The organism is Streptomyces sp. RLA012 (assembly GCF_056270325.1).
In genome coordinates this window covers 9,342,001-9,366,504 of record NZ_JBWDPA010000002.1, presented here as the reverse complement: position 1 = coordinate 9,366,504, position 24,504 = coordinate 9,342,001, and the positions used below count along the sequence as shown (strand labels likewise).

The following is a 24,504-nucleotide window of genomic DNA, read 5'->3' as shown; positions in this document are numbered from 1 at the left end:
GCCCTCTCGCGCGGTCCGTTCAGCGGAAAGCGAGGGGCACGGGTGGGCACCGAGACCGTGCGGGCACAGACAGTCGACGGGGCCGCCGAGCGGCGGCGCGAGCAGCGCGGCTGGTACTTCTACGACTGGGCCTGCTCGGTCTACTCGACGAGCGTGCTGACCGTGTTCCTGGGCCCCTATCTGACGTCCGTCGCCAAGCACGCGGCGGACGCGGACGGTTTCGTGCACCCGCTGGGGATCCCGGTCCGTGCCGGCTCCTTCTTCGCGTACGCGGTCTCGGCCTCGGTCATCCTGTCGATCTTCGTGATGCCGATGGCGGGCGCGGCCGCCGACCGCACCGGCCGCAAGAAGCCACTGCTCGCGCTCTGCGCCTATCTGGGCGCCGCGGCCACCACGGGCATGTTCTTCCTGGACGGCGACCGCTATCTGCTCGGCGGTCTGCTGCTGATCGTCGCCAACGCCTCGGTGGCCGTGTCGATGGTCCTCTACAACTCCTACCTGCCGCAGATCGCCCCGCCCGAGGAACGCGACGCGGTCTCCTCCCGCGGCTGGGCCTTCGGCTACGCGGCGGGCTCACTGATGCTGGTCGTGAACCTGATCCTGTACACGGCCCACGACACCTTCGGAGTCTCCGAGTCGACGGCCGTCCGCATCTGTCTCGCCTCAGCGGGCATCTGGTGGGGCGCTTTCACCCTCGTACCGCTCAAGCGGCTGCGGGACCGCCCCACGGCGTCCGCGGGCCGGGCGTCCGGGCACGGATGGCGGCAGCTGGCGGCCACCGTTCGAGACATGCGGGGCACACCACTCACGCTGGCCTTCCTGTTCGCCTATCTCGTCTACAACGACGGCATCCAGACGGTCATCTCGCAGGCGTCCGTGTACGGGTCGGAGGAACTCGGCCTCAGCCAGTCGACCCTGATCGTCGCCGTGCTGCTCGTCCAGGTGCTCGCGGTCGGGGGCGCCCTGGGCATGGGACGGCTGGCGCGGACGTACGGCGCGAAGCGCACGATCCTCGGCTCGCTCGTCGCCTGGACCCTGACACTCGGCGCCGGATACTTCCTGCCCGCGGGCGCGCCCTTCTGGTTCTTCGCGCTGGCCGCGGGGATCGGCCTCGTCCTGGGCGGCAGCCAGGCACTCTCGCGCTCCCTGTTCTCCCATCTCGTACCGAGCGGGAAGGAGGCCGAGTACTTCTCCGCGTACGAGATGAGCGATCGGGGGATGAGCTGGCTCGGCCCCCTTCTGTTCGGTTTGACCTATCAGCTGACGGGAAGTTATCGGGACGCGATCATCTCGCTCGTCGCCTTCTTCGTCATCGGATTCGCGCTGCTCGCGCGGGTTCCGGTGCGACAGGCGGTGTACGACGCGGGTAATCCAGTACCGGACAGGATTTAGCACCTGAGACCAAAGGACGGTAGTGTACGCGTTTGGCCTGCCAGGCGTACCGTTACTGCGCGTCAAAGATACTGAAGCGTTGGGTGACATCTGCTGCCAGATGTGACAAACCGGGCGCCGGTGGGTACAACAAGGGGCGGCTACGACGGCGACGCATGACCCGGAACGGGAATCTTCACCGCCGACCGGACGTTGACCGGATGACGACGACAGCGACACCTGTCCTGTGGGCGACAAGCCCGGGAGGCACGATTCATGAGTGAGCGAGCTCTTCGCGGCACGCGCCTCGTGGTGACCAGCTACGAGACGGACCGCGGCATCGACCTGGCCCCGCGCCAGGCCGTGGAGTACGCATGCGAGAAGGGGCACCGGTTTGAGATGCCCTTCTCGGTCGAGGCGGAGATCCCGCCGGAGTGGGAGTGCAAGGTCTGCGGGGCCCAGGCACTCCTGGTGGACGGCGACGGCCCTGAGGAAAAGAAGGCCAAGCCCGCGCGTACGCATTGGGACATGCTGATGGAGCGGCGCACCCGAGAGGAACTCGAAGAGGTCCTTGAGGAGCGCCTGGCCGTTCTGCGCTCCGGCGCGATGAACATCGCGGTGCATCCGCGGGACAGCCGCAAGTCCGCGTAACCCCTCCGGGGGTTGGGTGGCATACCACGCACGCAGCCGCGGACGCCGTACCTGATGGGTACGGGGTCCGCGGCTCTGTGCATTGGGCGCGGCGTCGCCCGCGCCCAACGAAGGGGCGCGGGCCCACAGGCCGGCGTCAGCGATTCAGCGGGGGGCGCGGGCCCTGGTCCGTGGCCGGGCCCTGGGGGCCCTCTTCCCTGATGACCTCGCCCGGGACGACCTTGCCGTCGGGGCGGTGGATGCGGGCCTGCTGGAAGGCGTCTCCGACGGAGCCCGGCGCGGCCTCGCGGATCTTGCGTTCGATGGTGCGCTCGGCGTACCGGCTCAGGGCCTTCTGGACCGGCGGGATCAGCAGGAGCAGGCCCACGACGTCGGAGATGAGGCCCGGGATCATCAGAAGGAGGCCGCCGAGCATCATCAGCCCGTTGCCGTTGCCGCCCCCGGTGGTGGGGGCCACCCCGCTCTGCTGCTGTTGCAGCGTCTCGGTGAGGTTGCGGAAGGCACGGCGGCCGGCCCGCTTGATGACCACGGAACCGAGGACGAAACCGGCGACCAGCAGCAGGAAGACGGTGAAGCCGCTCGCGGCACTCGCGACCATGGTCAGCAGCCAGATCTCCAGCACCAGCCAGGCGGCGATGCCGAGCGGCAGGAAGGTGCGCAGCCGGGATCGCCGCGGCCGGGCGGGGTATGTGGGAGTCGGTGCGCCAGTCGTCATGCATCCAGTGTGCCTGGGCACAGCTCAGTACGGGATAAGCGGATGATCAACCCTAGCTGTGGATCTGTGGATCGAGACCCTGAGGATTCACGACCCCAAGAAGACCCCGAGAAACCCCGACAAGGCCCCGGGAAGAGGAATCCCGGTCACCAGGAAGAGGAGTCCCGGCCCTAGGGAGTGGGCCTACGGCCGGTGATCCGTCCGACCCGCTCCCCCACGCCCCATGTGGTGACCCGCCACAGGGCCTCCACCAGGATGTCGCGGCTCATCTTGGAGTCACCGAGTTCCCGCTCGACGAAGGTGATGGGCACCTCGACGACATGGAAGCCCGCCTTGACGGCACGTCGGGCCAGGTCCACCTGAAAGCAGTACCCCTGGGAGGCGACTTCACCGAGTCCGAGGCCTTCGAGGGTCTCGCGGCGGAAGGCGCGGAAGCCTCCGGTGACGTCCCGGATCGGTACGTCGAGCATCAGCCGGGAGTACATGCTGCCGCCGCGCGAGATGAACTCGCGGGACTTGGGCCAGTTCACGACCCGCCCGCCCGGCACCCAGCGCGACCCCAGCACGAGGTCGGCGCCCTTGAGGGCGGTCAGCAGCCGGGGCAGTTCCTCCGGCTGGTGCGAACCGTCGGCGTCCATCTCGACCAGGACGCCGTAGCCGTGCTCCATGCCCCAGCGGAAGCCCGCCAGATACGCGGCGCCCAGGCCCTCCTTGCCCTTGCGGTGCAGCACCTGCACATGCTCGTCCTCGGCCGCCAGCTCGTCGGCGAGCTTGCCGGTGCCGTCGGGGCTGTTGTCGTCCGCCACGAGAACGTGTGCATCAGGCACCGAGGCTCGGACCCGGCCGACGATCCTCTTGATGTTCTCCGCCTCGTTGTAGGTCGGGATGATCACCAAGGCCGTGCCGAGCGGGCCGAACCGCCTCCCCTGGGCTGCTGCCGCGAGGGTCCCGTCGCCGTCGTTCACTACTGCCCCTTCATGTCCGTACGCAGAGGTCCACCATAGTGGCCGCAGCCTGCACCGACGCGTCAGCGCGTCAGTACGGGGGTGTCTATTCGACAAGAGCCGGGTAAGAGGGGACCCGCCGTGCCGGTCACCGCGCTGCGGATCGGGGCCCGGCGCCCTTCGGGCCGACCTGGGACCCGCTGGCTGCGGGTCGACCGAAAGCCGTTGTCTACTGGACGTCCGGGCCCCACCCGGGTCACACCCTTCCGACAGGCATGAACGTTCCCTCGCCGCGGCACGAGCGCTGAGCCTGGCTCCCAGCGGTGGTGCGCCGGTGCGGCACACCACCCCTGACCCAGCGGCGCTCCGGCGACTGCTGAACGTTCCCCGGTCGGACGTCCGGTGGTGGACCCGGCCGAACCTATCGGCCCCCGGCGGCCAGCTGTCAACACCCGTCTGAGCTGCCCGTTTTTCCTCCCTCACCAGGTCAGCGCGGAGGATGCGCAGGTCGCGCGACGGGGCGGCGGCGGACGGCCGCCGCCCCGTCGCCCCAGGAGATCACTCGCCCGGCCGTACAAAGACCGTGCGCCCGCCGACGACGGTGCGCAGGCACACCGGCAGGTCACCGCCGGGGCTCAGATCCGGCAGTCCCGGGGTGCCGGAACGGGGGTCGGTGGACCAGCGGGCGACCCGGTCGTCGGGGGCCTGCACGACCAGTTCCTCGGTGCGCCACACGGCGTAGTCGGCGGGCGCTCCCGGCACCAGGACGCCCGCGTCGTCCCGTCCGACCGCCCGCCATCCGCCGCGCGTATGCGCCGTGAACGCGGCGCGCACGGACACCCGGTGCTCCGGCGTGCGGTGGAAGGCGGCGGCGCGCACGGTGCCCCACGGGTCGAGGGGGGTGACGGGGCTGTCGGAGCCGAAGGCGAGCGGGACGCCGGTGCGCAGCAGGGCCGCAAAGGGGTTGAGGGTACGGGCCCGCTCGGCGCCCAGGCGCTGGGCGTACATGCCGTCCTCGCCGCCCCACAGCGCGTCGAAGGCGGGCTGCACGGAGGCGGTGAGGCCCAGTTCCGCGAAGCCGGCGACGGTCTCCGGGGTGAGCATCTCGGCGTGCTCGACGCGGTGCCGGGCGGCGCGCACACGGGCGAGGCCGACCTTCTCGGCGGCGGCGCGCACGCCTTCGACCACGGCGGCCACGGCGGCGTCCCCGATGGCGTGGAAGCCCGCCTGGAGGCCCGCCTCGGTACAGGCCACCACATGGTCGGCCACCGCGGCGGCGTCCAGGTAGGCGGTGCCGGTGTGGTCGGCGTCGGTGTACGGCCGGTGCAGGCAGGCGGTGTACGAGCCGAGGGAGCCGTCGACGAACAGGTCGCCGGCGGCGCCGATCGCGCCCAGCTCACGGGCCTTGTGGACATCCTGCTCGGCCCAGTAGCCGACGACCCGGGGGCCCGCTTCCTCGGCGGCGAGCCGCAGCAGGCCGGTGAGGTCGTCCTCGGAGGAGATCTCCGGTCCCGCGCACTCGTGCACGGAGCCGATGCCGAGCGAGGCGGCGTGGGCGAGCGCGGCGCGCTGGGCCCCGGTGCGCTGGGCCGGGGTGACGGCGCCGAGCGCGGCGGCGCGTACGGCGTGGTGGGCGTCCCGGGTGAGTGGGCCGTCCCGGTGGCCGACGCGCTCGGTGATGCCCGGCACCAGGTCGAGCAGGGCCGTGGTGACGACGGCCGAGTGCACATCGATACGGGAGAGGTAGAGCGGGCGGTGGCCGGTCGCCTCGTCGAGTTCGGCGCGCGTCGGGGGTCGGCCGCCGGGCCAGCGGGCCGCGTCCCAGCCGTGGCCGAGCAGTACCCGGTCGGTGGGGCGGGCGGCGGCGAAGTCGCGTACGAGGGCGAGGGCCGCGTCCAGGGAGGGCGCGTCGGACAGGTCGAGGCCGGTGAGCGCAAGCCCGGTGGCGGTGGTGTGCACATGGGCGTCGGTGAAGGCGGGGGTGACCAGCGCGCCTTCCAGGTCCACGACCTCGGCGACCCCGTCGGCGAAGGCGTCGGCGGCGCCCTCCGAGCCGACCCAGGCGATCTGTCCGCGTTCGACGACCATCGCGGTGGCGAAGGGATCGGCGGGGCTGTGGACTTCTCCACCGCGCAGCAGCACGGTGTCCGACGTGGCGGTGCTCTCACTCATGGGGAACAGTCTCGCGCCTGGCGGCGACCGGCCGTCGCCCGGGTGGGTCAGATGCGGGGCGGCCGCGCCTCGTACGGCGTCGACAGCACCACCGTCGTACGGGTCGACACGCCCGCGAGGGTGCGCATGCGGGCGAGAAGCTCCTCCAGTTCGTGCGGGGTGGAGACCCGCACTTTGAGGATGTAGTTCTCGTCGCCCGCGACGCTGTGGCAGGCCTCGATCTCCGGCACGCCCGCGAGGCGTTCGGCGATGTCGTCCGGGGCGCTCGGGTCGAACGGCTTCACCGAGATGAAGGCGGTCATGGGCAGCCCGACGGCCTCCGGGTCCACGACCGCGGCATAACCGCGGATGACGCCACGCTGTTCGAGCCGGCGCACCCGTTGATGCACGGCGGACGTGGACAGGCCCGTGGCCTTGCCCAAGTCGGTGTAACTCATCCGCCCGTCTGCGACGAGCAGCTGCACGATCTGTCGGTCCAGCTCCTCCATGGCGCAAGAACCTACAGGGCCCTTGATCTCCTCGGATACCTCAGCGGCGCAGGTCATAACCGGTTTGTGATGTGGATGAGAGCGGGCTGTGAGGCGCCCGGGCCCAATCCGGGATACAAAGCGGGGGACGAATCCACCGCGCCCGGCATCTGCGGTCGGCATGTGACGAATGCCACAGTGCCGCACCAGGGTGCGTGATGTTCTCGTGATTACCGCAGAGACGGGACGGGAAGTGCTTGCTGTGGTCGAGGTCGCAGTGCCTTGTCGGCCCACCCGAGGGGGAGAATCCCATGCAGAGTCTTAAGCGCCCTGGTCGTACCGCGTCCAAGCGGCCCCAGCTCGTTGTCGAGCCCGAGCCGGAGGGCGTCGAACCGGACGCCGTCGACGGTGAAGAGCTCGACGCCTACGACACGTTCGAGATGTTCCGGGTGATCTGCCCGGACTGTGACCAGCCCATCGCGCTCCTCGCGGACGAGGAGATCCTGCCCGAGCACGCGCTGTGCGCCTCGCCGTGGAACCCGTTCGGGCTCACGGTCTGCGCCGGTACGGGCCGTACCGCGGCCGAAGCCCGTCCCGCGGACGAGTCGACGGAGCCTCAGGAGCAGGACACCGCCCTTCTGTTGACGCTCCCTCAGGGGCTGGACTGGCGGACGCAGCCTTTCTCGCACGTCGGCGGCCCGGGCTCGCGCCCGATGCGGGTCCCCGAGATGCGCCGCCAGGCCGCCTGACCGGCCCTCGCGCTCAGCGACCGGCGCCCGGTCCCTCCCAGTAGCTGCCCTGCACCATGGCTCGCAGACTGCCGTGGTGCAGGATCAGTATGTCCGGATCCCGTGGGACGGCGATCTCGCCGAAGTACACCTGGCGGTAGGCGACACGCAGCATGACGATCGCGTGCCGCAGCGCCGCGTACAGGGTGTGGAATTCCATGTCCCGCGGTGTGTGGCCGGTGAGTTCGGCGTAACGACGCTCGACGCGGTCGCGGCGCAGGAAGTCGGGCAGCCCGCGCTGACCGAAGCCGACGGTGAGGTCCTGGAAGAAGCGGTGCAGATAGATCGTCCAGCCGAGGTCGACCTCGCGCGGGGCCAGGGCCGCCATCTCCCAGTCGAGGACGGCCGCGGGTTCGAAACCGTCGTAGACGACGTTCCCGATGCGCGCGTCGCCCCAGTTGAGCACCGTCTCTCCCTCGTCACGTGGCCACAGCCCGTCGAGCCGGTCGAAGGCGCTTTCGATGAGAGGCGAGCGTGACAATCCGTCAATCACCCATTCGTAGTAGCCGCGTTGGGCCGCCACGTGCTGACGCAACGGGCTGCCTTCGCCCCGCAGGGCCAAGAAGTCCGCTTCCGGCAGCGGGACTTGGTCGTGCAGCCGGGCGAGGAGTCCTATCGACGCGGCCTCCAGGTGCTCGCGTTCCCGGCCGCTCGCCGCGTGCAGCCAATTCCCTTCGTACGTATAGGGCATGACGTCCGGTGGCACCCGCCCGTCGACCCGTTCCATGACGAAGAAGGGCGCGCCGAGCGGGCCCGGGTCCTCCTCCAGCCACAGCACCCGCGGTACGGGGAGATCGGTGTGCTCGGCGACCAGTTTCATCGTGCGGTACTGGCGGGGCAGGTCGTAGACGGGGAAGACGGTGTACGCCGCCGGGTCCGCCGCCAGCCTCAACGCGCAGGCGGTCAGCGGTGGTTCGGGGTGCCCGATGTCGAAGAGCAGGGTCTCGCTGGACATGCCGTTGGACGCGGGGACGGTCACCTCGACCGCCTCGGCGCCGGGGAGTCGTGCGGCGAGCCAGGCGGTCAGCCGGCGGGTCAGTTCCTCCGGGTCGCGGGTGGTCGTGCGCGGGCGGGGTGCCGTGGCCATCTCACTCCCCCTTTCAGGGCGCGACCGAGTCGAATCCGGTGAAGCCGCTCGGGTCGTGGCGGCCGAACGAGCCGTGCTCGAAGATCCCGTGGCCGACCTGGCCGTCCAGCGTGCAGCGGGCGGCATGGTCGATCACCCCGTACGCGGCGCGGGGATGCGCGGCCGGGTCCGAGAGGTCGAAGAGGCGCCGGTCGGTCCAGCCGGGTCCGCGCCAGGTGCCGTGCTGCCAGTCGTCGGCGGGCGGATAGCCGGCGCCGACGGCGAGCGGCGAGGAGGTGAGCACCTCCACGTCCAGTTCCATCGGGGTGCGATCGGCGGGACGGGTGAGGTGGATGACGGCGGACGTGGGGTGCCGAGTGCCGGAGCGGTAGGTGATGTCGGTCCGCGGCCAGCCGAGCTGGAGGTCACGCTCCCCGTTGCGTACGAGCGTCGCGTCGTTCAGCGTCCGGTGGCCGTCGGCGTCCTCCTGGACGGCGACCATCAGGAACCGGTCCTCGAAGCGGACCGGGCACCACAGCCAGTGGAAGCCCTCCGTCGGGTGCTCGTCCGCGAGCCGGCCGCCCTCCTCCCCCGGGATCGGACGCACGCCCCAGCTGCGGTCGCGGGTGCCGGTCCAGCGGCCGCGATCCAGGCGTATCTCCTCGCCGCCGACACGGATCCGGCCCTCGCAGTGCCCCGCCTGCACGAAGCGCTTGCCCTCCAGCGTGAGCCGGCCGCCGCGCCGCTGGAGGTGGTGCGGTTCCCACAGCGCCGGGAACTGCGCCGTCCAGGTGATCTCGTACGACAGTCCGTCGGGGTCGGCGGGATCGGCCGCGCAGCTCAGCACGAACTTCTTCAGGGGACGCTCGACGAGGATGCGGAGCGGGCCGACGGACAGGTCCGTCCGATCGTCCCCGAGCGCGTCCGACGCGCGCACCGCGTGCAGGCGGTCGCCGAGCCGCAGAGTGGCGTACGCGTCGATCACCCCGACGTTCGGATAGACGCCGAGCCCCAGGATCAACAGCGCCCGGCCCTGGTGGTCGAAGACATGGAAGATGCAGCGGTCGTACGCGTTCCGGTCCCCGGTCGCGACATGCTTCATGGACAGGGGCACCTGGTGGACGGGGTACTCGTCGAGGGCAACGGGACGGTCGTCGGGCACGGCAAGCCTCCCTGGGCGCACGGCGGTTGACGTCCCCGGAGGGGTGCGGCCCCCGGCGGCGCCAGATGACGGTACGTCAGATGACGGCCCTGGGCCAGATACCGCGGCCCGGGCCCGCCCCCCGTTCGGGCCCGTCGCGAACCCACGCTCGATTTCGGGGGCCGGTGACCTGCCCGCCTGTTCACGCGTTGCCCTGGTATGACCCCCACATATTCAGCGACCGAGCAGCGCCGGGTCTTTGTCCCGGCGTCGGCAGAATCGGTTCGGCAGACACCACCGCCGCCCCCACCGGCGGTCCAGGATCCCCCCATCTACCGCGCCCTGATCCGCACCTGGGCCGATCGCGGGCGCACGCTGCCGGGGCGCCACGACCCGGAGTGGGTCCGGCTGGCGGCGCCCTCCTTGCTGCACGGCTACGGGCAGTTCAGTGTGACTCCGGACCCGCGAGGTGACGGGCGATGACCATCCGCTGGATCTGATTGGTGCCCTCGACGATCTGCAGCACCTTGGCCTCACGCATATAGCGCTCGACGGGGAAGTCCACGGTGTAGCCGTATCCGCCGAGCACCTGGACGGCGTCCGTGGTGACCCTCATCGCGGTGTCGGTGCACAGGAGCTTGGCCATGGCCGCCTGCTTGGAGAACGGCCGGCCCGCGTCGCGCAGCCGTGCCGCGGCCAGATAGAGCGCCCGGCCCGCCTCGATCTGCGTCGCCATGTCCGCGAGCATGAAGCGCAGTCCCTGGAAGTCGGAGATCGGCCGGCCGAACTGCTCGCGCCCGGTGGCGTACGCGACGGCCTCGTCCAGGGCTGCCTGGGCCACGCCGATCGCACAGGCCGCGATGCCGAGCCGCCCGGAGTCGAGCGCCGCGAGGGCGATCGCGAAGCCCTGGCCCTCGTCGCCGATGCGCCGGGCGTCGGACACCCGCACACCGTCGAAGTGGACCTGCGCGGTGGGCGAGCCCTTCATGCCCATCTTCTTCTCGGGCACGGCGGCGCTCAGCCCCTCGGCGTCGCCAGGCACCAGGAAGGCGGTGATGCCGCGCGGCCCCTCGCCGCCGCTGCGCGCGAGCACGGTGTAGAAGTCGGCGACCCCGCCGTGTGTGATCCAGGCCTTGGTACCGGTGATCGCCCACTCTCCCGCGCCCGGGCCGGAGGCACCCCCCGCGTCCCGTACGGCCTTGGTGCGCAGCGAGGCGGCGTCCGAGCCGGAGGACGGCTCGGAGAGGCAGTACGCGCCGAGGAGGCCGCCGCCGAGCATCGCGGGCAGATGCTCGGCCCGCTGCTCCTTGGTGCCGTAGGTCGCGAGGGCATGGCAGGAGAGGGAGTGCACGCTGACGCCGAGACCGACGGTGAGGCGGGCCGCGGCGAGTTCTTCCAGGACCTGGAGGTGGACCTCGTACGGCTGGTCGCCGCCGCCGTACTCGGAGTCGTACGGCAGTCCGAGCAGCCCGGATTCCGAGAGCAGTCCGAAGATCTCGCGCGGGAAGTGTCCGGCGTCCTCCTCCTCGGCCGCCTTCGGGGCGATCTCGCGCTGCGCGATGTCGCGGACGAGCGAGATCAGATCCCGGGCCTCGTCCGTGGGCAGTTGACGGTCCACCGGCTGCGGGGCGCGGTCGGGCATGGCGACGCTCTCCTCCCTGTCGGGCGTATCGGCGGACGCGCGCCTGGGGTGGGGCCGCGCCGCCGGGTCTCACTCGGCCCAGCCGATGCTGCCGCTCCGGGGTGGAGAACGGCCTGATCAGCGACTGTGGCGCTGTGAGTATGCCCGTTCGAACGCATCGCGTCACCAGGTGACGATCACTTACCGGAAGAAAGGGAATCCGCCCCACCGCATCAGATTGGTCCGAACCATTGACGCACTGGTCTAGTCCTCCTATCGTTCCCCCAGCACGTCATCGCGTTCATGCCAAACAGCGCGCGTTCCCCTCTCCCCCACGAGGAGACACCGATGCTCGTCCCGCACCGCCCCCGCATACCCGTCCGGGCTCTTCTGTCCGCCGCCTGCTGTGCCATCCTCGGCGCGGGGCTGCTGGCCGGCGCCGGAACCGCGACGGCCGAGGAGTCCGGCACGGCCAAGGCCGCCGGCACCACCGAGGCCGCCGGCACCGCCAGGGCCGCGGCCGGATCCAAGGTCGTCGGCTACTTCACCGAATGGGGCGTCTACGACCGGAACTACCACGTCAAGAACGTCGAGACGTCCGGCTCGGCCGCCAAGCTCACCCACATCAACTACGCCTTCGGCAATGTCACCGGCGGCAAGTGCGCCATGGGCGATGCCTACGCGGCGACCGACAAGGCCTACACCGCCGACCAGTCGGTGGACGGCGTCGCCGACACCTGGGACCAGCCCCTGCGCGGCAACTTCAACCAGCTGCGCAAGCTGAAGAAGAAGCACCCGAACCTCAAGGTGCTCTGGTCCTTCGGTGGTTGGACCTGGTCGAGCGGTTTCGGCGAGGCCGCCAAGAACCCGGCCGCGTTCGCGCAGTCCTGCTACGACCTGGTCGAGAACTCCAAGTGGGCGGACGTCTTCGACGGCATCGACATCGACTGGGAGTACCCGAACGCCTGCGGCAACACCTGTGACACCAGCGGCCGGGCGGCCTTCAAGAACGTGCTGGCGGCGCTGCGGGCGAAGTTCGGCTCCGGCAACCTGGTCACCGCGGCGATCACGGCCGACGCCACCGCGGGCGGCAAGATCGACGCGGCGGACTACGCGGGCGCGGCGCAGTACGTCGACTGGTACAACCCGATGACGTACGACTTCTTCGGTGCCTGGGACGCGGCCGGCCCCACGGCTCCGCACTCGCCGCTGAACTCGTACACCGGTATCCCGAAGGCGGACTACCACACCTCCGCCACGATCGCGAAGCTCAAGGGCCTCGGCATCCCGGCCTCGAAGCTGCTGCTGGGCATCGGCTTCTACGGGCGCGGCTGGACCGGCGTCACCCAGGCGGCCCCCGGCGGCACGGCCACCGGTCCCGCGGCGGGAACGTACGAGCAGGGCATCGACGACTACAAGGTGCTCAAGTCGAAGTGCCCGGCGACGGGCACGGTCGGTGGCACCGCGTACGCCAAGTGCGGGACCAACTGGTGGAGTTACGACACCCCGTCGACCATCGCGGGAAAGATGACGTACAAGAACCAGCAGGGCCTGGGCGGCACCTTCTTCTGGGAGCTCAGCGGCGACACCTCGAACGGGGAGTTGATCAAGGCCATCAACTAGCCGATGCAGCAGGCGAGTCGGGGCAGGAGGCGGTTGCCCCCGCCCCGACTCAGGCGTCCCGGCGGGCGGACTGCGGGGCCCGATAGGAGGAGTCGAGCTCCTCGACCGCGCGCAGCGCGCCGCCCAGCATCTTCACCAGCAGCTCGCACATGGTCTCGCGCGTCAGGGCCGGACGGCCGATCCAGTCGAGGGTCGCGCCCTCGACGCTGCAGAGCCAGCCGAGCAGCGCCATGCGCGGCAGCGGCGCGATCTTGCGCCTGCCGTACGCCCCTTCGGCGATGGTCTCGACGATGACCTCGCGCACGCCGTCGCGGATGGCCTGCACCTCGGTGTCGAAGCCGACCCCGCCGGTGATGATCGTGCGGTACGCGGCCTGGTTGTGCTCGGCGTAGCGCAGATAGCTGTCGATGGTGCGGTGCACCCGCTCGACCGGGGGCAGTTCGAGGCTGCCGGCGGCCCGGGAGACCAGGTCCGCGACCGAGTCCTCGACGATCGCCAGGTAGTAGCCGCGCTTGGACTTGAAGTAGTAGTAGATCAGCCCTTTGGCGACATGCGCCTGCCGTGCGATGTCGTCCATCGACAGCGCGTCGTACGACGTGTCGGCGAACAACTTGCGTCCGATGGCGATGAGTTCGGCGCGGCGCGCCAGTGAGCGATCGGTGCCGCGCGCCCGGGGGCGGTCGACGGCGCGTTGTTGACTATGATTCAATTCCGGCCCTAGTCTCCGACTGCCAGCGGGACGTTGGCAGTATGGCAGACCGATACCACCTGCTCGTTCGACTCCGATCGACTGGCAGGTCCGGCTTCCGGAAGGCCGTTCTCCGGAAGATCGGCTACAGCGGGCCGAGCGCCGGGTTCACAGCAGGCCGAGCTGGGTCACGAGCATCGCGAGGACCACGACGAGGGCCCAGCCCGCGACATGTTCGAGGATCTTGGGGCCGTCGTCCTTGGGGCCACCGGTGCGGGCGCGGAGTCGGGTGTCGGTGGCGGGGGTCGCGGTCATGGCTTCTCGCTGACGTAGAGGTGCGGTCGGATTCCCCCGCCTCCCATCGGCTCCCCACCGACCCCACCACCTTGCCACCGGAACGGGTTTCAGCGGTAGAGACCTTGGTCACGCCGGCCACCCCGACGGGACACTTCGGACACGCCGGACACTTCGATCACCTTCGAATCGCCCGGTTTTCCGCAACGGTGCTCCAGGAGTGTGTGTCTCCTCACACGACAGTGGACAGCCAACCGAAAGGTCCCCGATGAGCACGTTCCGGACGCCTCGCCGCAGAGCCCGCCTCACTCAGGCGGCCGCGATCACGGTGGCAGCCGCCTTCACGGGTCCGGTCTCGCAAGCCGCCACTTCCCCCTCCTCCTCCGCCGCCTCCGCCGCCGCTTCCCCGGGAGCCGCCGGCCTCGGCGACCCGGTCTTCCCGCTCGACGGCAACGGCGGCTACCAGGTGAACCGCTACCTCCTCGACTTCGACTGGCAGGCGCCCAGGACGCCCTTCGAGGCCGCCACGACCGTCAAGGCGACCGCCACCCAGGCGCTGTCCCGCTTCGACCTGGACTTCGCGGGCAACACCCTGCACACGGTGACCGTGGACGGGACGACCGCCAAGGCGGTACGCGGCGATGGGGGCACCTCCCGCTCGGGCGAAGCCGAGAGTGGGGGAGAACTGGTGATCACCCCGGCGAAGCCGCTCGCCAAGGGCAAGTCCTTCACGGTCAAGGTCACCTACACCGCCGACCCGACGCAGACAAGGCACCGCGACGACGCCATCGAGGACTACGGCTGGATCCCCACGCCGGACGGTACGGTGCTGTACCCGCAGCCCAACGGCGCCAAGATGATCTTCCCGTCGAACGACCACCCGAGTCAGCGCGCCCCGATCACCTTCCGCATCACCACCCCGCCGGGCCTCACGGCCGTCGCGGGCGGCGAGCTCACCGGCCGCACCGAGCAGGCCGACGGGCGCGTGAAGTGGACGTACGACTCCGAGCAGCCGCTCGCGACCCAGCTGGCCCAGCTGGCGATCGGCAGGTTCACCTTCGTCGACAGCACCGGACCGCACGGGCTGCCGATCCGCGATGTGGTCCCGGACGGCCTGGTCGCCTCCACCGAGCAGTACCGCAAGCTCACCTCCGAGCACATCGCGTGGCTGGAGGAGCGGCTCGGCCCCTACCCCTTCAACCGGTACGGCCTCCTCGTCGGCGACACCGACCTGGGTGTGGCCCTGGAGACGCAGACACTCTCCCTCATCCCGAAGGCCGACCTGCTCGGCGACCAGGTCGGCGCCGAGCGGAACCTGGTGCACGAGCTCACCCACCAGTGGACCGGCGACAGCGTCGGCATCAGGACCTGGTCCGATCTGTGGCTCAGCGAGGGCCACGCGCGCTTCTACGAGCGGCTGTACTCGGAGGCGCACGGCGGCGACAGCTTCGAGGCCACGATGAAGACGGCGTACGCCAACCACGACCAGTGGCGCCACGACTACGGCGCCCCGGCCGAACCGACCGAACCGAACCTCTTCAAGCGGATGCGCTACGACGGCTCGGCGCTGGTCCTGTACGCGCTGCGCGAGAAGGTCGGCCAGGAGACGTTCGGGAGGATCGAGCGGGCCTGGCTCACCCGGTACCGCGGGAAGATCGCCAGTACGCAGGACTACGTCGATCTGGCGTCCGAGGTCGCGGGCCAGGACCTCGACGGCTTCCTGCACCCGTGGCTGTACGGCGCGAAGACCCCGCCGATGCCCCATCACCCGGACTGGGTGGTCAACCCGGTCCAGGGCTGAACGCGCGGGGGCGGCCCCTGATCACCGCACGAGGGGCCGCCCCCCGCTCACCGGATGCCCACCGCCGCGAGCGCCTTGCTCTGCCGCTCCGACGGATGCGCCGGGAAGTACAGGTAGCAGACCCCGCCCGTACCGGAGGCGACGTTCCCGGAGGCGTTGTACCTCTTGGTACGGAGCCAGATGTTCTCCCACTCGCGCCGCTTGTAGACCCGGCGCACGGCCTCGTCGCTCGGCGCGGCGGGGTCATTGGCGATCACATCGCCGTCCGCGGTGAACCCGATGACGGTCATGAGGTGGCCCGAGGTCCCGTAACCCGCCCCGGTCAGCTCGGACTTCAGGAACGACTGGGAGGTCATGGCCGGGATGCCGGCGGCGATCAGCGTCTCCAGGTCGGTGAGCGAACCGAGGCGGGTGACCACCCCCTGGAGGTCCTTGTACGTGGCCGCGTACGCCGCGTTGAAGGGCCAGTTGCCGCAGCCGCCGTACTGGTGGTCGTAGGTGAAACGGGCCGCGTGGCAGACCTGCGGGTCGGCGAAGTCCGGGTTGACCCAGGCCAGTTGCCCGGCCGTGGGCCCGCGGCCCCAGTGCTCGATGATCATCTGCGAGGAGGTGGGGCTGCACCAGGCCTCGCCGCCGTTGTCGTACTCGGGGTACTGGCCCGCGTGGATCTCCTGCGAGTAGCGCGGGACCGTCAGCTCCTGGGCGAGGCCGGGCGTGGAGGCCGGGACCGTGAAGCGGTCGGGGACGTCGGAGCCCATCGCGCCGAGCCGCCACACGGTGGGCGTGATCTTCGCGCCCGGGGTGCGGTACAGGGTCAGCCGCAGTCGGTACGAGACCAGGCGCAGACCCGAGGCCGCGTCGTCGATGGCGAAGGTGTCGGTCCAGATACTGCTCCTGCCGTCCTTCTGGTCGTCGACGGAGGTCCGCTTGATGTCCGCGTCGCCGGCCGCCCAGCGGCCCATCACGTACCAGGGGGTGTCCGTGCCGTCGGAGTACGTGCCCTTCAGCTCCACCTGGATCCAGGTGCCCGCCGGGGTGTCCGCGTTCCAGGAGGCGATGGCCTCGGTGGCGGGCACGGCGAGCCGGCGGACCGGGGAGGTCCAGGTCGCGTACTCCCAGGTGGCGGTCTTCCCGGTGTGCGGATCGGTGTAGTCGGCGCTGCCGGCCGGGGCGGCGATCACCAGACCGGGACGGAGGCCCGCGACGGCTCGCGTGCCCTTGGCGGTGCCGGTCCGCCAGTCGGAGTACGAGGTCCAGGCCCGGTTGTCCACGAGGACCGGCGTCGCCGCCGAGGACGCCTGCGCCGTCCTGGCCGGGGCTGCCGCCGCGGGGCCCACGGCCGCGGTCACCGCGCCACCGGTGGCCGCGGCGGCGACCGCGGCGGCCAGGACGGTTCTGCGGGACGGCTCTGAAGCTCTGGTCATGGGTGGGGGACCCCCAGTTCGTCCGGAAGCGGCGGTTCCCAACTATGGACGGCCGGAGGCGACTTCTGCCAGCACCCCGGCCTGTGCCACGCCCACAAATATTGGTCGGGACCACTGGCATGACCTGCGGCGCCGTGGCTCCGGCGGGGGCCCGCCGACCGCCACTACAGTGATCCCGTACATGGGTCCGTGCGCCCGCACCCCACCGCACCCCGGGAACCGTCATGCACGATCTCGCCCCGCGCCTGCGCGGGCTGCCGCCCTCCTGCGGACCCGTCCGCCTCATCGGCGTCGACGGGCACGCGGGCTCCGGGAAGACCACCTTCGCCGGACGGCTGGCCGCGGCCCTGGGCGACGCGCCCGTACTGCACCTCGACGACATCGCGACGCACGAGGAACTCTTCTCCTGGACCGGACGACTGCTGCGCCAGGTGGTGGAACCGCTGAGCCGGGGCGAAACGGCGCGCTATGCCCCGTACGACTGGACGGCCCGCGCCTTCGGTCCGGTGCGCGAACTGTCACCCGCTCCGGTGATCCTGCTGGAGGGCGTCGGTGCGGGCCGCCGGGCGCTGCGCCCGTATCTCGCGCGACTGCTGTGGATGGAGTTGCCGCGCGACGAGGCCTGGACGCGCGGGCAACGGCGGGACGGCGCGGCACAGAGCGCGTTCTGGGCCGGGTGGGTCGCCGCGGAGCGTCGGCATTTCGTCGAGGATCCCTCAAGACCCTTCGCCGATCTTCTGGTGCGGCAGTGTTCCGAGGGGTACGAGGTGTTTTCGGGGCCCGCTGGGACCCCTGGACCAGACCAGCTCATCACGCACCGTGACGGACCATCCGCAGTGTGCTGAACTTGTGAAGACCCTTGCGGGAGAAGTTCCCTCAGTGCCTCAACTCGGCTTGACCGGGGGGCCGTACAGGACTTACGTTCTGAATGTGCGGTCTTTCGAAGCCGCTCTCAGACGCGAAGCCCCCGGTTGTTCCCCCGTGATCGGGGGCTTCGTTCTGCCCACACCCTTTCTTTTCGGGCGCCGCGTGCCGCGATCCGCTCACCCTCGGTCACCGGGTGAAGTGCGCCCCATCCGCTCCCACCTCGTGGAACGGTGTGTGCGGCACCCTTCGGCCCGCCCATGAACCGCAGGTACGATGCCTCTCGGTGCGACCTTCGGACGGCTGCTCAGCGCACCGAGGCAACTCCCGTCCGCGGCACAGCGGTTCGACCAAGGCTGCCGACGGGCACCGGCCCGTTCGGAGAACCATCGGGGGCACGGTTTGTGGGGGACGTGATGGACTTCGGCACGCGGGGCCCCGAGGCCCCGGCCGACCTCGCCTGGATGCGAGGTGTGGACGCCTACACGATGGGCGCCTATCCACAGGCGGAGGAGGAATTCCGCACCGCGGTCCGTATGGACCCGGGCATGGCGGACGGCTGGCTCGGACTGCACGCGCTACGGGTGGACACGACAACAGCGCTGCTGCGGATGTTCCGGCACCGGGACCGCTTCGGGGAACAGCGCTCGCGGCACCGCCGCACGCTCAACTCCTGGTACTGGCTGGGCTGGTGGGTGCAGCCGGTGCTGGAGAGCCCGCGCGATCTGCTGCTCGCGCACGCCTCGCACTGGCTGGACGGCCGTCATGTGCCGGAGCTGGACCGGGCGCTCGCGGGACTGCCGCCGGTCGACGCCGATCACCAGGTGCGGTTCCTGCACGCCTGCCGGGCCTATCTGGTCAAGGACTGGGAGCAGTTGGTCCGCCATACGGATCCGCTGATCGACGATCCCATGCTGGGCATAGAGGCGGGCCTCTTCGGCGGCATGGCCCGGGTCCGCCTGGAGATGTTCGGCCAGGCGGAGCCCCTCCTCTCCTCCGCCCTGATGCGCTGCCGCAGCGAGCAGCCGCAGCGCAAGGAGCTGCGGTACTGGCTGGCGCGGGCGCACGAGGGCACCGGGCGGTCGGCCGCCGCACTGCCGCTGTACCGGGCGGTGCACCGGGTGGACCCCGCGTTCATGGACACCTCGGCCCGACTGGCCGCGATCTCCGAGGGCGACGGCTACGACGATGCCGCCGCGGACCTCGCGGCGATCACCCTGGCCGGGGTCGGGCAGGACGTGATGGACGGCCCCGACGGCATCGATCCCCTGTTCGGAACCGAGGGCCGTGATCTCAAACTCTCGGAGCCCGATCCACTGCCGCCGGGCGCGCTGCCGCCGGAGACCGACGTGGTGCGCGAGAAGGCCGTGGTGCCGGTGCAGCCGCTGCCCGCCGGGCCCACCGACCCGGCCTTACTCGAAGAGGCACTGACCGAACTGGAGCGCATGGTCGGGCTGGAGCCCGTGAAGCGCCAGGTCAAGGCGTTGTCGGCACAGTTGAACATGGCGCGGCTGCGGGCCGGGCAGGGTCTGCCGGTCCAGCCCCCGAAGCGGCACTTCGTCTTCTCCGGGCCCTCGGGCACCGGGAAGACGACCGTGGCCCGCATTCTCGGCCGGGTCTTCTACGCGCTGGGGCTGCTCGGCGGGGACCATCTGGTGGAGGCGCAGCGGGCGGATCTGGTCGGCGAATACCTGGGCCAGACCGCGGTGAAGGCCAACGAACTGATCGATTCGGCGATCGGTGGAGTCCTCTTCGTGGACGAGGCGTACGCGTTGTCCAACTCGGGGTACGGCAAGGGCGACGCCTACGGCGACGAGGCGCTCCAGGTGCTGCTGAAGCGGGCCGAGGACAACCGCGACCACCTGGTCGTCATCCTCGCCGGCTATCCGGAGGGCATGGACCGCCTGCTGGCCGCGAACCCCGGGCTCTCCTCCCGCTTCACCACCCGCGTCGACTTCCCCTCCTACCGTCCCCTCGAACTCACCTCCATCGGCGAGGTGCTCGCCGCCGAGAACGGTGACATCTGGGACGAGGAGGCGCTGGACGAGCTGCGCTCCATCGCCGGTCATGTGGTCGACCAGGGGTGGATCGACGAACTCGGAAACGGACGGTTTCTGCGTACGCTGTACGAGAAGAGCTGCGCGTATCGGGATCTGCGGCTCTCCGGGTATCCGAATACGCCGAATCGGGACGACTTGTCGACGCTGCGGTTGCCGGATCTCATGCAGGCGTACGGGGAGGTGTTGTCGGGGCGGGGGCCGCAGGACCCTTCGGCGACGTAACGACTTCTCCGCCCCCAGACCCCCCGGGGTCGTCTGTCGGCTGCGGGTGGGTGGGGGCTGGTCGCGCAGTTCCCGGCGCCCCCACCCCCCACTCCCCACCCACCCCCTACTCCCCACCCACCCCGGTCCGCACCACCCAGCCCGTCCGGCGATTGAGGACGAGGCCGTTCAGGCCGAACGGGGGTCTGGGGGCGGAGCCCCCAGGGACGGGTAGGGACGGCGGAGGCTAGGTCGCCAGGGCCTCCTCCGGGGTCTGGCTGGCCCTGGGGTCCGTGAGCGGCGCGGCCACGGCGGCAACGCCCCGGTGGGCCGGGTCACGCACCTCACCGACCAGGAGCTCCAGGACGTCCTCCAGCGCGACCAGGCCCAGAACCCTGCCGGACGCGTCCGCGACCTGGGCGAGGTGCGTCGCGGCACGACGCATCACCGTCAGGGCGTCGTCCAGCGGGAGCTCGGAGCGCAGGGTGGTCATGTGCCGCCAGAGGTGCTGCGGAACCGCCCGTTCGGACTCCTCCAGATCGAGTACGTCCTTCACGTGCAGATAGCCCATGAAGGCACCGTTCTCGGCGACCACCGGGAACCGGGAGTACCCGGTACGGGCGGTGAGCGCGACGACCTGCCCGGGGGTGACCGAGGGGCCGACGGTGACCAGGGAGCCGTGGTCCAGGAGGACGTCCGTGACCGGGCGGGAGCCCAGCTCCAGGGCGTCTTCGAGGCGCTCCTGCTCCTCCGGGTCCAGCAGGCCCGCCTGTCCCGAGTCCTCGACCAGGCGGTTGAGCTGCTCGCTGGTGAAGACCGCCTCGACCTCGTCCTTGGGTTCGACCCGGAAGAGCTTCAGGATGAGGCGGGCGCAGGCGCCCAGGGCGACCGTGACCGGGCGGCACAGCCGCGCGAACGCGACCAGGCCCGGGCTCAGCCACAGCGCCGTCCGCTCGGGCGCGGCCATCGCCAGATTCTTCGGCACCATCTCGCCGATGACGAGGTGGAAGAAGACGACGAGGCCGAGCGCGATGACGTATCCGAGGGGGTGGATCACCCCTTCGGGGAGGTGGACCGCCTCGAAGACGGGCTCCAGCAGGTGCGCCACCGTCGGCTCGGCCACCGCACCGAGCGTCAACGAGCAGATGGTGATCCCGAACTGCGCCGCCGCCATCATCTGCGGCAGCCGCTCCAGTCCGTACAGGACCTGTCGGGCCCGCGCGGACTCCAGCGGTTCGATCTGGCTGCGCCGCACGGAGACGAGCGCGAACTCGGCACCGACGAAGAAGCCGTTGGCGAGCACCAGCAACACGGCGAAAAGGAGTTGGAGCACGCTCATCGGACGGCCTCCGGCGCGGGAGTCGCGTCGGCGGTCCTGATCAGCCGGACCCGCTCGGCCCGGTAGTGCCCGACCTGGCGCACGGACAGCCGCCAGCCCGGGAGCTCCGCCTTGTCCCCGGGGGCCGGGATACGGCCGAGGAGATCGGCGACGAGGCCCGCCACGGTCTCGTACGGGCCCTCGGGCACGTCGAGGCCTATGCGCTGCAGGACGTCGACCCGGCAGCTGCCGTCGGCGTCCCAGGCGGGCCGGCCGTCCTCGGACGGCACGACGGCGAGTTCGGGCAGGTCCTGCCCGTCGTGCTCGTCGCGCACCTCGCCGACGAGTTCCTCGACGATGTCCTCCAGGGTGACCACGCCCGCCGTGCCGCCGTACTCGTCGACGACCACGGCGATGGGCTGCTCGTTGCGCAGCTGCTCCAGGAGGGGCCGCACGGGCAGGGTCTCCGGGACGAGCAGCGGGGCCTGGGCGATCCGGCCGACGGGCGTGCGCAGCCGGTCGCGCGCGGGGATCGCGAGGGCGTCCTTGAGGTGCGCCATGCCGACGATCTCGTCGATCCGATCCCGGTAGACGGGGAAGCGGGAGAGGCCGGTGGCGCGGGTGAGGTTGACGACGTCCTCGGCCGTGGCGGAGGACTGGAGGGCGCTGACCCGTACCCGCGGTGTCATGACGTGCTGCGCGGTCAGGTCGGCGAGCGAGATGGTCCGTACGAAGAGGTCCGCGGTGTCCTGCTCCAGCGCGCCGGCCTGGGCCGAGTGCCGGGCCAGGGAGACGAGTTCGCCGGGGGTGCGGGCGGAGGCCAGCTCCTCGGCGGGCTCGACGCCCAGGGCCCGTACCAGCCGGTTGGCGACCGTGTTGAGCGCGGCGATCACCGGCCGGAACAGACGGGAGAAGACGTGCTGGGGACCCGCGACGAAGCGGGCGACCTGCAGCGGCTTGGAGACCGCCCAGTTCTTGGGCACGAGTTCGCCGATCACCATCTGCACGGCCGCGGCGAGCAGCATGCCGACGACCACCGCGACGCCGGAGACGGCGCCCTCGGGCACTCCGAGGGCGGTGAAGGGTCCGTGCAGCAGTTCGGCGAGCGCGGGTTCGGCAAGCATGCCGACGACCAGCGAGGTGATGGTGATGCCGAGCTGGGTGCCGGAGAGCTGGAAGGACAGTTCCTTGAGCGATTCGACGACCGTACCGGCCCGTCGGTCGCCTTCGGCCGCGGCCTTCTCGGCGTCGGGCCGCTCGACCGTGACGAGGCCGAATTCGGCCGCCACGAAGAAACCGTTGGCCAGAATCAGCAGAAACGCCGCCCCAAGGAGCAGCAGGGGGATGGTCATGATGCCGCCGCCTCGATATGTCGGGAGGGGGCGGCGCAGGTACTACAGGACGATCCGTCCATCGCTGGAGGGAGTCACTCCTCGGGTAGCAGGGGGCCTCTGAGTCACCGGGTGGCACATCAGCGGCGGAGGCGCAACGAAAACGCCTCCGCCAACAGATTAATCAAGACATGGGCCCGGACGGCAGGGTGGAAGGCCTGGAGTCAGCCGTGATGTTGCTCGGGATCGCCGACGGAGCGGGCCTCGGCGAGCGAGCGCAGGGCGCGGGCGTCCTCGATCGCGCGCTGCTTGGCGATGCCCGGCTGGATGCCGAGCGCGGGCAGGCTGGTGCCGTCGCTGAGGTCGAGGAACACCCAGGGGTCACCGGGGCGCAGGTTGACCTGGACGATCTCCGCCCAGTCCAGGTGCCGCCTGCTGGTGATATTGACGACAGTGACCCCGGTCTCGTCGGCGACGACCTTGGGCCGGGAGAGCATCAGGAGCACGCCGAAGAGCAGCGCGCCGGTGAAGACGAAGCTGAGCCGCTCCCCCGGGCTGAGCTGTTCGAGGAGCGTCGCGACGGTCGTGATGACCGCGAAGATCGCGACGCCCGCGGTGAGCAGCACGGCCCGGGTGCGGGAGGGCCGGAAGGTGACGGGGAGCGTGGGAAGGTCGGGCATGGCGTCGGTGGAGGTCCTCAGAGGCGGCAGGCGTGGATGGCCGTGGTCAGGATGGCCCGCGCGCCGAGCGCGTACAGGTCGTCCATGATCCGCTGGGCCTCCTTGGCGGGCACCATGGCGCGGACGGCGACCCAGCCCTCGTTGTGCAGCGGCGAGATGGTCGGCGACTCCAGGCCGGGCGTGAGGGCGACGGCCTGCTCCAGGTGCTCGGCGCGGCAGTCGTAGTCCATCATCACGTACGTCCGGGCGACCAGGACGCCCTGGAGTCGGCGCAGGAACTGCTGCACCTTGGGCTCCGCGTCCTCGGAGGCGTCGGCGTCGACCCGGCGGATGACGACGGCCTCGGACTTCATGATCGGCTCGCCGAAGACCTCCAGGCCCGCGTTGCGCAGCGAGGTGCCGGTCTCGACGACGTCCGCAATGACCTCGGCGACACCGAGTTCGATGGCGGTCTCGACGGCGCCGTCGAGGTGGACGACGGAGGCGTCGATGCCGTTCTCCGCGAGGTGCCCCGCGACGATGCCCTCGTACGAGGTGGCGACGGTCAGGCCGCCGAGGTCCTCGACGCCCTTGGCGGTGCCGGGCTTGGTGGCGAAGCGGAAGGTGGAGCGGGCGAAGCCGAGCGGGAGGATCTCCTCCGCCTTGGCCCCGGAGTCGATGAGCAGGTCGCGGCCGGTGATGCCGATGTCGAGACGGCCGGAGGAGACGTAGATCGCGATGTCGCGGGGGCGGAGGTAGAAGAACTCGACCTCGTTGCCCGGGTCGACGATCCGCAGTTCCTTGGACTCCCGGCGCTGCCGGTAGCCGGCCTCATGCAGCATCTCCGCCGCAGGTCCTGACAGGGAACCCTTGTTGGGGACGGCGATGCGCAGCATGAGGTCGGCTTCCTTTGTTCGTGCGTACGGTTCGTGCGTACGGGCTCGTACGTACGGGTTCGTGCGTGCTGTTCGCTCGTACGTGCGGGACGGTGGGGCTACGGCTCAGAGGTGGGCGTACACGTCGTCGAGGGAGATCCCGCGCGCCACCATCATCACCTGGACGTGGTAGAGGAGCTGCGAGATCTCCTCGGCGGCGGCGTCCTTGCCCTCGTACTCGGCCGCCATCCAGACCTCGGCGGCCTCTTCGACGACCTTCTTGCCGATGGCATGGACGCCCTTGCCGACCAGTTCGGCGGTGCGCGAAGTGGTGGGGTCGCCCGTGGCGGCCTTCTGCTGGAGCTCGGTGAAGAGCTCCTCGAACGTCTTCTTGGACATGATGCCGCCCACCCTACGCGCTACCGCCCCT

At 70.6% G+C, this 24,504-nt stretch carries 23 protein-coding genes; 8 read left to right on the top strand and 15 right to left on the bottom strand.

Features of this window, described 5'->3' with window-relative positions:
- The first annotated feature begins 42 nt into the window (after positions 1-42).
- Both RV986_RS42650 and RV986_RS42645 read left to right on the top strand, forming a co-directional pair.
- Entirely contained in the window at positions 43-1,392 is a 1,350-nt protein-coding gene (locus tag RV986_RS42650) for an MFS transporter (protein WP_475922513.1), read from the top strand.
- A gap of 255 nt (positions 1,393-1,647) precedes the next feature.
- The gene (locus tag RV986_RS42645; RefSeq protein WP_003977404.1) at positions 1,648-2,022 is read left to right on the top strand and encodes an RNA polymerase-binding protein RbpA; all 375 of its coding nucleotides are present in this window, start codon (positions 1,648-1,650) and stop codon (positions 2,020-2,022) included.
- Between the two features lie 136 nt (positions 2,023-2,158).
- Here RV986_RS42645 and fxsA read toward each other — a convergent pair whose 3' ends face one another.
- The 4 genes from fxsA to RV986_RS42625 all read right to left on the bottom strand — a co-directional run bounded on the left by fxsA (position 2,159) and on the right by RV986_RS42625 (position 6,341).
- A complete protein-coding gene (gene fxsA / locus RV986_RS42640) occupies positions 2,159-2,737 on the bottom strand; it encodes an FxsA family membrane protein (protein ID WP_475922512.1) in 579 nt (192 codons plus the stop codon).
- A 170-nt stretch (positions 2,738-2,907) separates the two neighbouring features.
- Complete coding sequence (locus RV986_RS42635) at positions 2,908-3,702, bottom strand: polyprenol monophosphomannose synthase (protein WP_475922511.1); 795 nt, start codon at positions 3,700-3,702, stop codon at positions 2,908-2,910.
- 537 nt (positions 3,703-4,239) lie between these two features.
- The gene (locus RV986_RS42630) at positions 4,240-5,853 is read right to left on the bottom strand and encodes an amidohydrolase (RefSeq protein WP_475922510.1); all 1,614 of its coding nucleotides are present in this window, start codon (positions 5,851-5,853) and stop codon (positions 4,240-4,242) included.
- 47 nt (positions 5,854-5,900) lie between these two features.
- Complete coding sequence (locus RV986_RS42625) at positions 5,901-6,341, bottom strand: Lrp/AsnC family transcriptional regulator (RefSeq protein ID WP_475922509.1); 441 nt, start codon at positions 6,339-6,341, stop codon at positions 5,901-5,903.
- A 290-nt stretch (positions 6,342-6,631) separates the two neighbouring features.
- On the opposite strand from RV986_RS42625, the gene RV986_RS42620 reads away from it, so the two are divergent.
- On the top strand, positions 6,632-7,069 hold the full coding sequence (locus tag RV986_RS42620) for a hypothetical protein (protein WP_475922508.1): 438 nt from the start codon (positions 6,632-6,634) through the stop codon (positions 7,067-7,069).
- Positions 7,070-7,082: 13 nt separating this feature from the next.
- Here RV986_RS42620 and RV986_RS42615 read toward each other — a convergent pair whose 3' ends face one another.
- Together RV986_RS42615 and RV986_RS42610 are read right to left on the bottom strand one after the other, a co-directional pair.
- Positions 7,083-8,195 carry a phosphotransferase family protein gene (locus RV986_RS42615; protein ID WP_475922507.1) on the bottom strand — a complete coding sequence of 371 codons (1,113 nt, stop codon included), beginning with the start codon at positions 8,193-8,195 and terminating at the stop codon, positions 7,083-7,085.
- Positions 8,196-8,208: 13 nt separating this feature from the next.
- Positions 8,209-9,336: an Rv3169 family protein gene (locus RV986_RS42610; RefSeq protein ID WP_475922506.1), complete on the bottom strand. Its 1,128-nt coding sequence runs from the start codon at positions 9,334-9,336 to the stop codon at positions 8,209-8,211.
- A gap of 198 nt (positions 9,337-9,534) precedes the next feature.
- On the opposite strand from RV986_RS42610, the gene RV986_RS42605 reads away from it, so the two are divergent.
- Positions 9,535-9,798, top strand: a complete 264-nt coding sequence (locus RV986_RS42605; RefSeq protein ID WP_475922505.1) for a hypothetical protein — start codon at positions 9,535-9,537, stop codon at positions 9,796-9,798.
- Here RV986_RS42605 and RV986_RS42600 read toward each other — a convergent pair.
- Entirely contained in the window at positions 9,761-10,957 is a 1,197-nt protein-coding gene (locus RV986_RS42600) for an acyl-CoA dehydrogenase family protein (RefSeq protein ID WP_475922504.1), read from the bottom strand. The genes RV986_RS42605 and RV986_RS42600 overlap by 38 nt on opposite strands.
- A gap of 327 nt (positions 10,958-11,284) precedes the next feature.
- On the opposite strand from RV986_RS42600, the gene RV986_RS42595 reads away from it, so the two are divergent.
- A complete protein-coding gene (locus RV986_RS42595) occupies positions 11,285-12,559 on the top strand; it encodes a glycoside hydrolase family 18 protein (RefSeq protein ID WP_475922503.1) in 1,275 nt (424 codons plus the stop codon).
- A 49-nt stretch (positions 12,560-12,608) separates the two neighbouring features.
- On the opposite strand, the gene RV986_RS42590 is transcribed toward RV986_RS42595, so the two are convergent.
- Together RV986_RS42590 and RV986_RS42585 are read right to left on the bottom strand one after the other, a co-directional pair.
- Complete coding sequence (locus tag RV986_RS42590) at positions 12,609-13,268, bottom strand: TetR/AcrR family transcriptional regulator (protein WP_475922502.1); 660 nt, start codon at positions 13,266-13,268, stop codon at positions 12,609-12,611.
- A 147-nt stretch (positions 13,269-13,415) separates the two neighbouring features.
- Positions 13,416-13,562: an SCO1431 family membrane protein gene (locus RV986_RS42585; protein ID WP_475922501.1), complete on the bottom strand. Its 147-nt coding sequence runs from the start codon at positions 13,560-13,562 to the stop codon at positions 13,416-13,418.
- Positions 13,563-13,809: 247 nt separating this feature from the next.
- On the opposite strand from RV986_RS42585, the gene RV986_RS42580 reads away from it, so the two are divergent.
- Positions 13,810-15,342 carry a M1 family metallopeptidase gene (locus RV986_RS42580; RefSeq protein WP_475922500.1) on the top strand — a complete coding sequence of 511 codons (1,533 nt, stop codon included), beginning with the start codon at positions 13,810-13,812 and terminating at the stop codon, positions 15,340-15,342.
- Between the two features lie 47 nt (positions 15,343-15,389).
- On the opposite strand, the gene RV986_RS42575 is transcribed toward RV986_RS42580, so the two are convergent.
- Positions 15,390-16,766, bottom strand: coding sequence for a peptidase C39 family protein (locus RV986_RS42575; RefSeq protein ID WP_475922499.1), 1,377 nt, complete (start codon positions 16,764-16,766; stop codon positions 15,390-15,392).
- 224 nt (positions 16,767-16,990) lie between these two features.
- On the opposite strand from RV986_RS42575, the gene RV986_RS42570 reads away from it, so the two are divergent.
- Both RV986_RS42570 and RV986_RS42565 read left to right on the top strand, forming a co-directional pair.
- Complete coding sequence (locus RV986_RS42570; protein ID WP_475922498.1) at positions 16,991-17,611, top strand: uridine kinase family protein; 621 nt, start codon at positions 16,991-16,993, stop codon at positions 17,609-17,611.
- A 435-nt stretch (positions 17,612-18,046) separates the two neighbouring features.
- Complete coding sequence (locus tag RV986_RS42565; RefSeq protein ID WP_475922497.1) at positions 18,047-19,912, top strand: AAA family ATPase; 1,866 nt, start codon at positions 18,047-18,049, stop codon at positions 19,910-19,912.
- Between the two features lie 226 nt (positions 19,913-20,138).
- On the opposite strand, the gene RV986_RS42560 is transcribed toward RV986_RS42565, so the two are convergent.
- The 5 genes from RV986_RS42560 to RV986_RS42540 form a co-directional block, all read right to left on the bottom strand.
- Entirely contained in the window at positions 20,139-21,230 is a 1,092-nt protein-coding gene (locus RV986_RS42560; protein ID WP_475922496.1) for a hemolysin family protein, read from the bottom strand.
- Positions 21,227-22,561, bottom strand: coding sequence for a hemolysin family protein (locus RV986_RS42555; RefSeq protein ID WP_475922495.1), 1,335 nt, complete (start codon positions 22,559-22,561; stop codon positions 21,227-21,229). The genes RV986_RS42560 and RV986_RS42555 overlap by 4 nt, the downstream gene beginning before the upstream one ends.
- Positions 22,562-22,764: 203 nt before the next feature.
- Entirely contained in the window at positions 22,765-23,220 is a 456-nt protein-coding gene (locus tag RV986_RS42550) for a PH domain-containing protein (protein ID WP_475922494.1), read from the bottom strand.
- A 17-nt stretch (positions 23,221-23,237) separates the two neighbouring features.
- Positions 23,238-24,095, bottom strand: a complete 858-nt coding sequence (gene hisG / locus RV986_RS42545) for an ATP phosphoribosyltransferase (protein ID WP_475922493.1) — start codon at positions 24,093-24,095, stop codon at positions 23,238-23,240.
- 105 nt (positions 24,096-24,200) lie between these two features.
- Positions 24,201-24,473, bottom strand: a complete 273-nt coding sequence (locus tag RV986_RS42540) for a phosphoribosyl-ATP diphosphatase (RefSeq protein ID WP_086764978.1) — start codon at positions 24,471-24,473, stop codon at positions 24,201-24,203.
- Positions 24,474-24,504 lie beyond the last annotated feature (31 nt).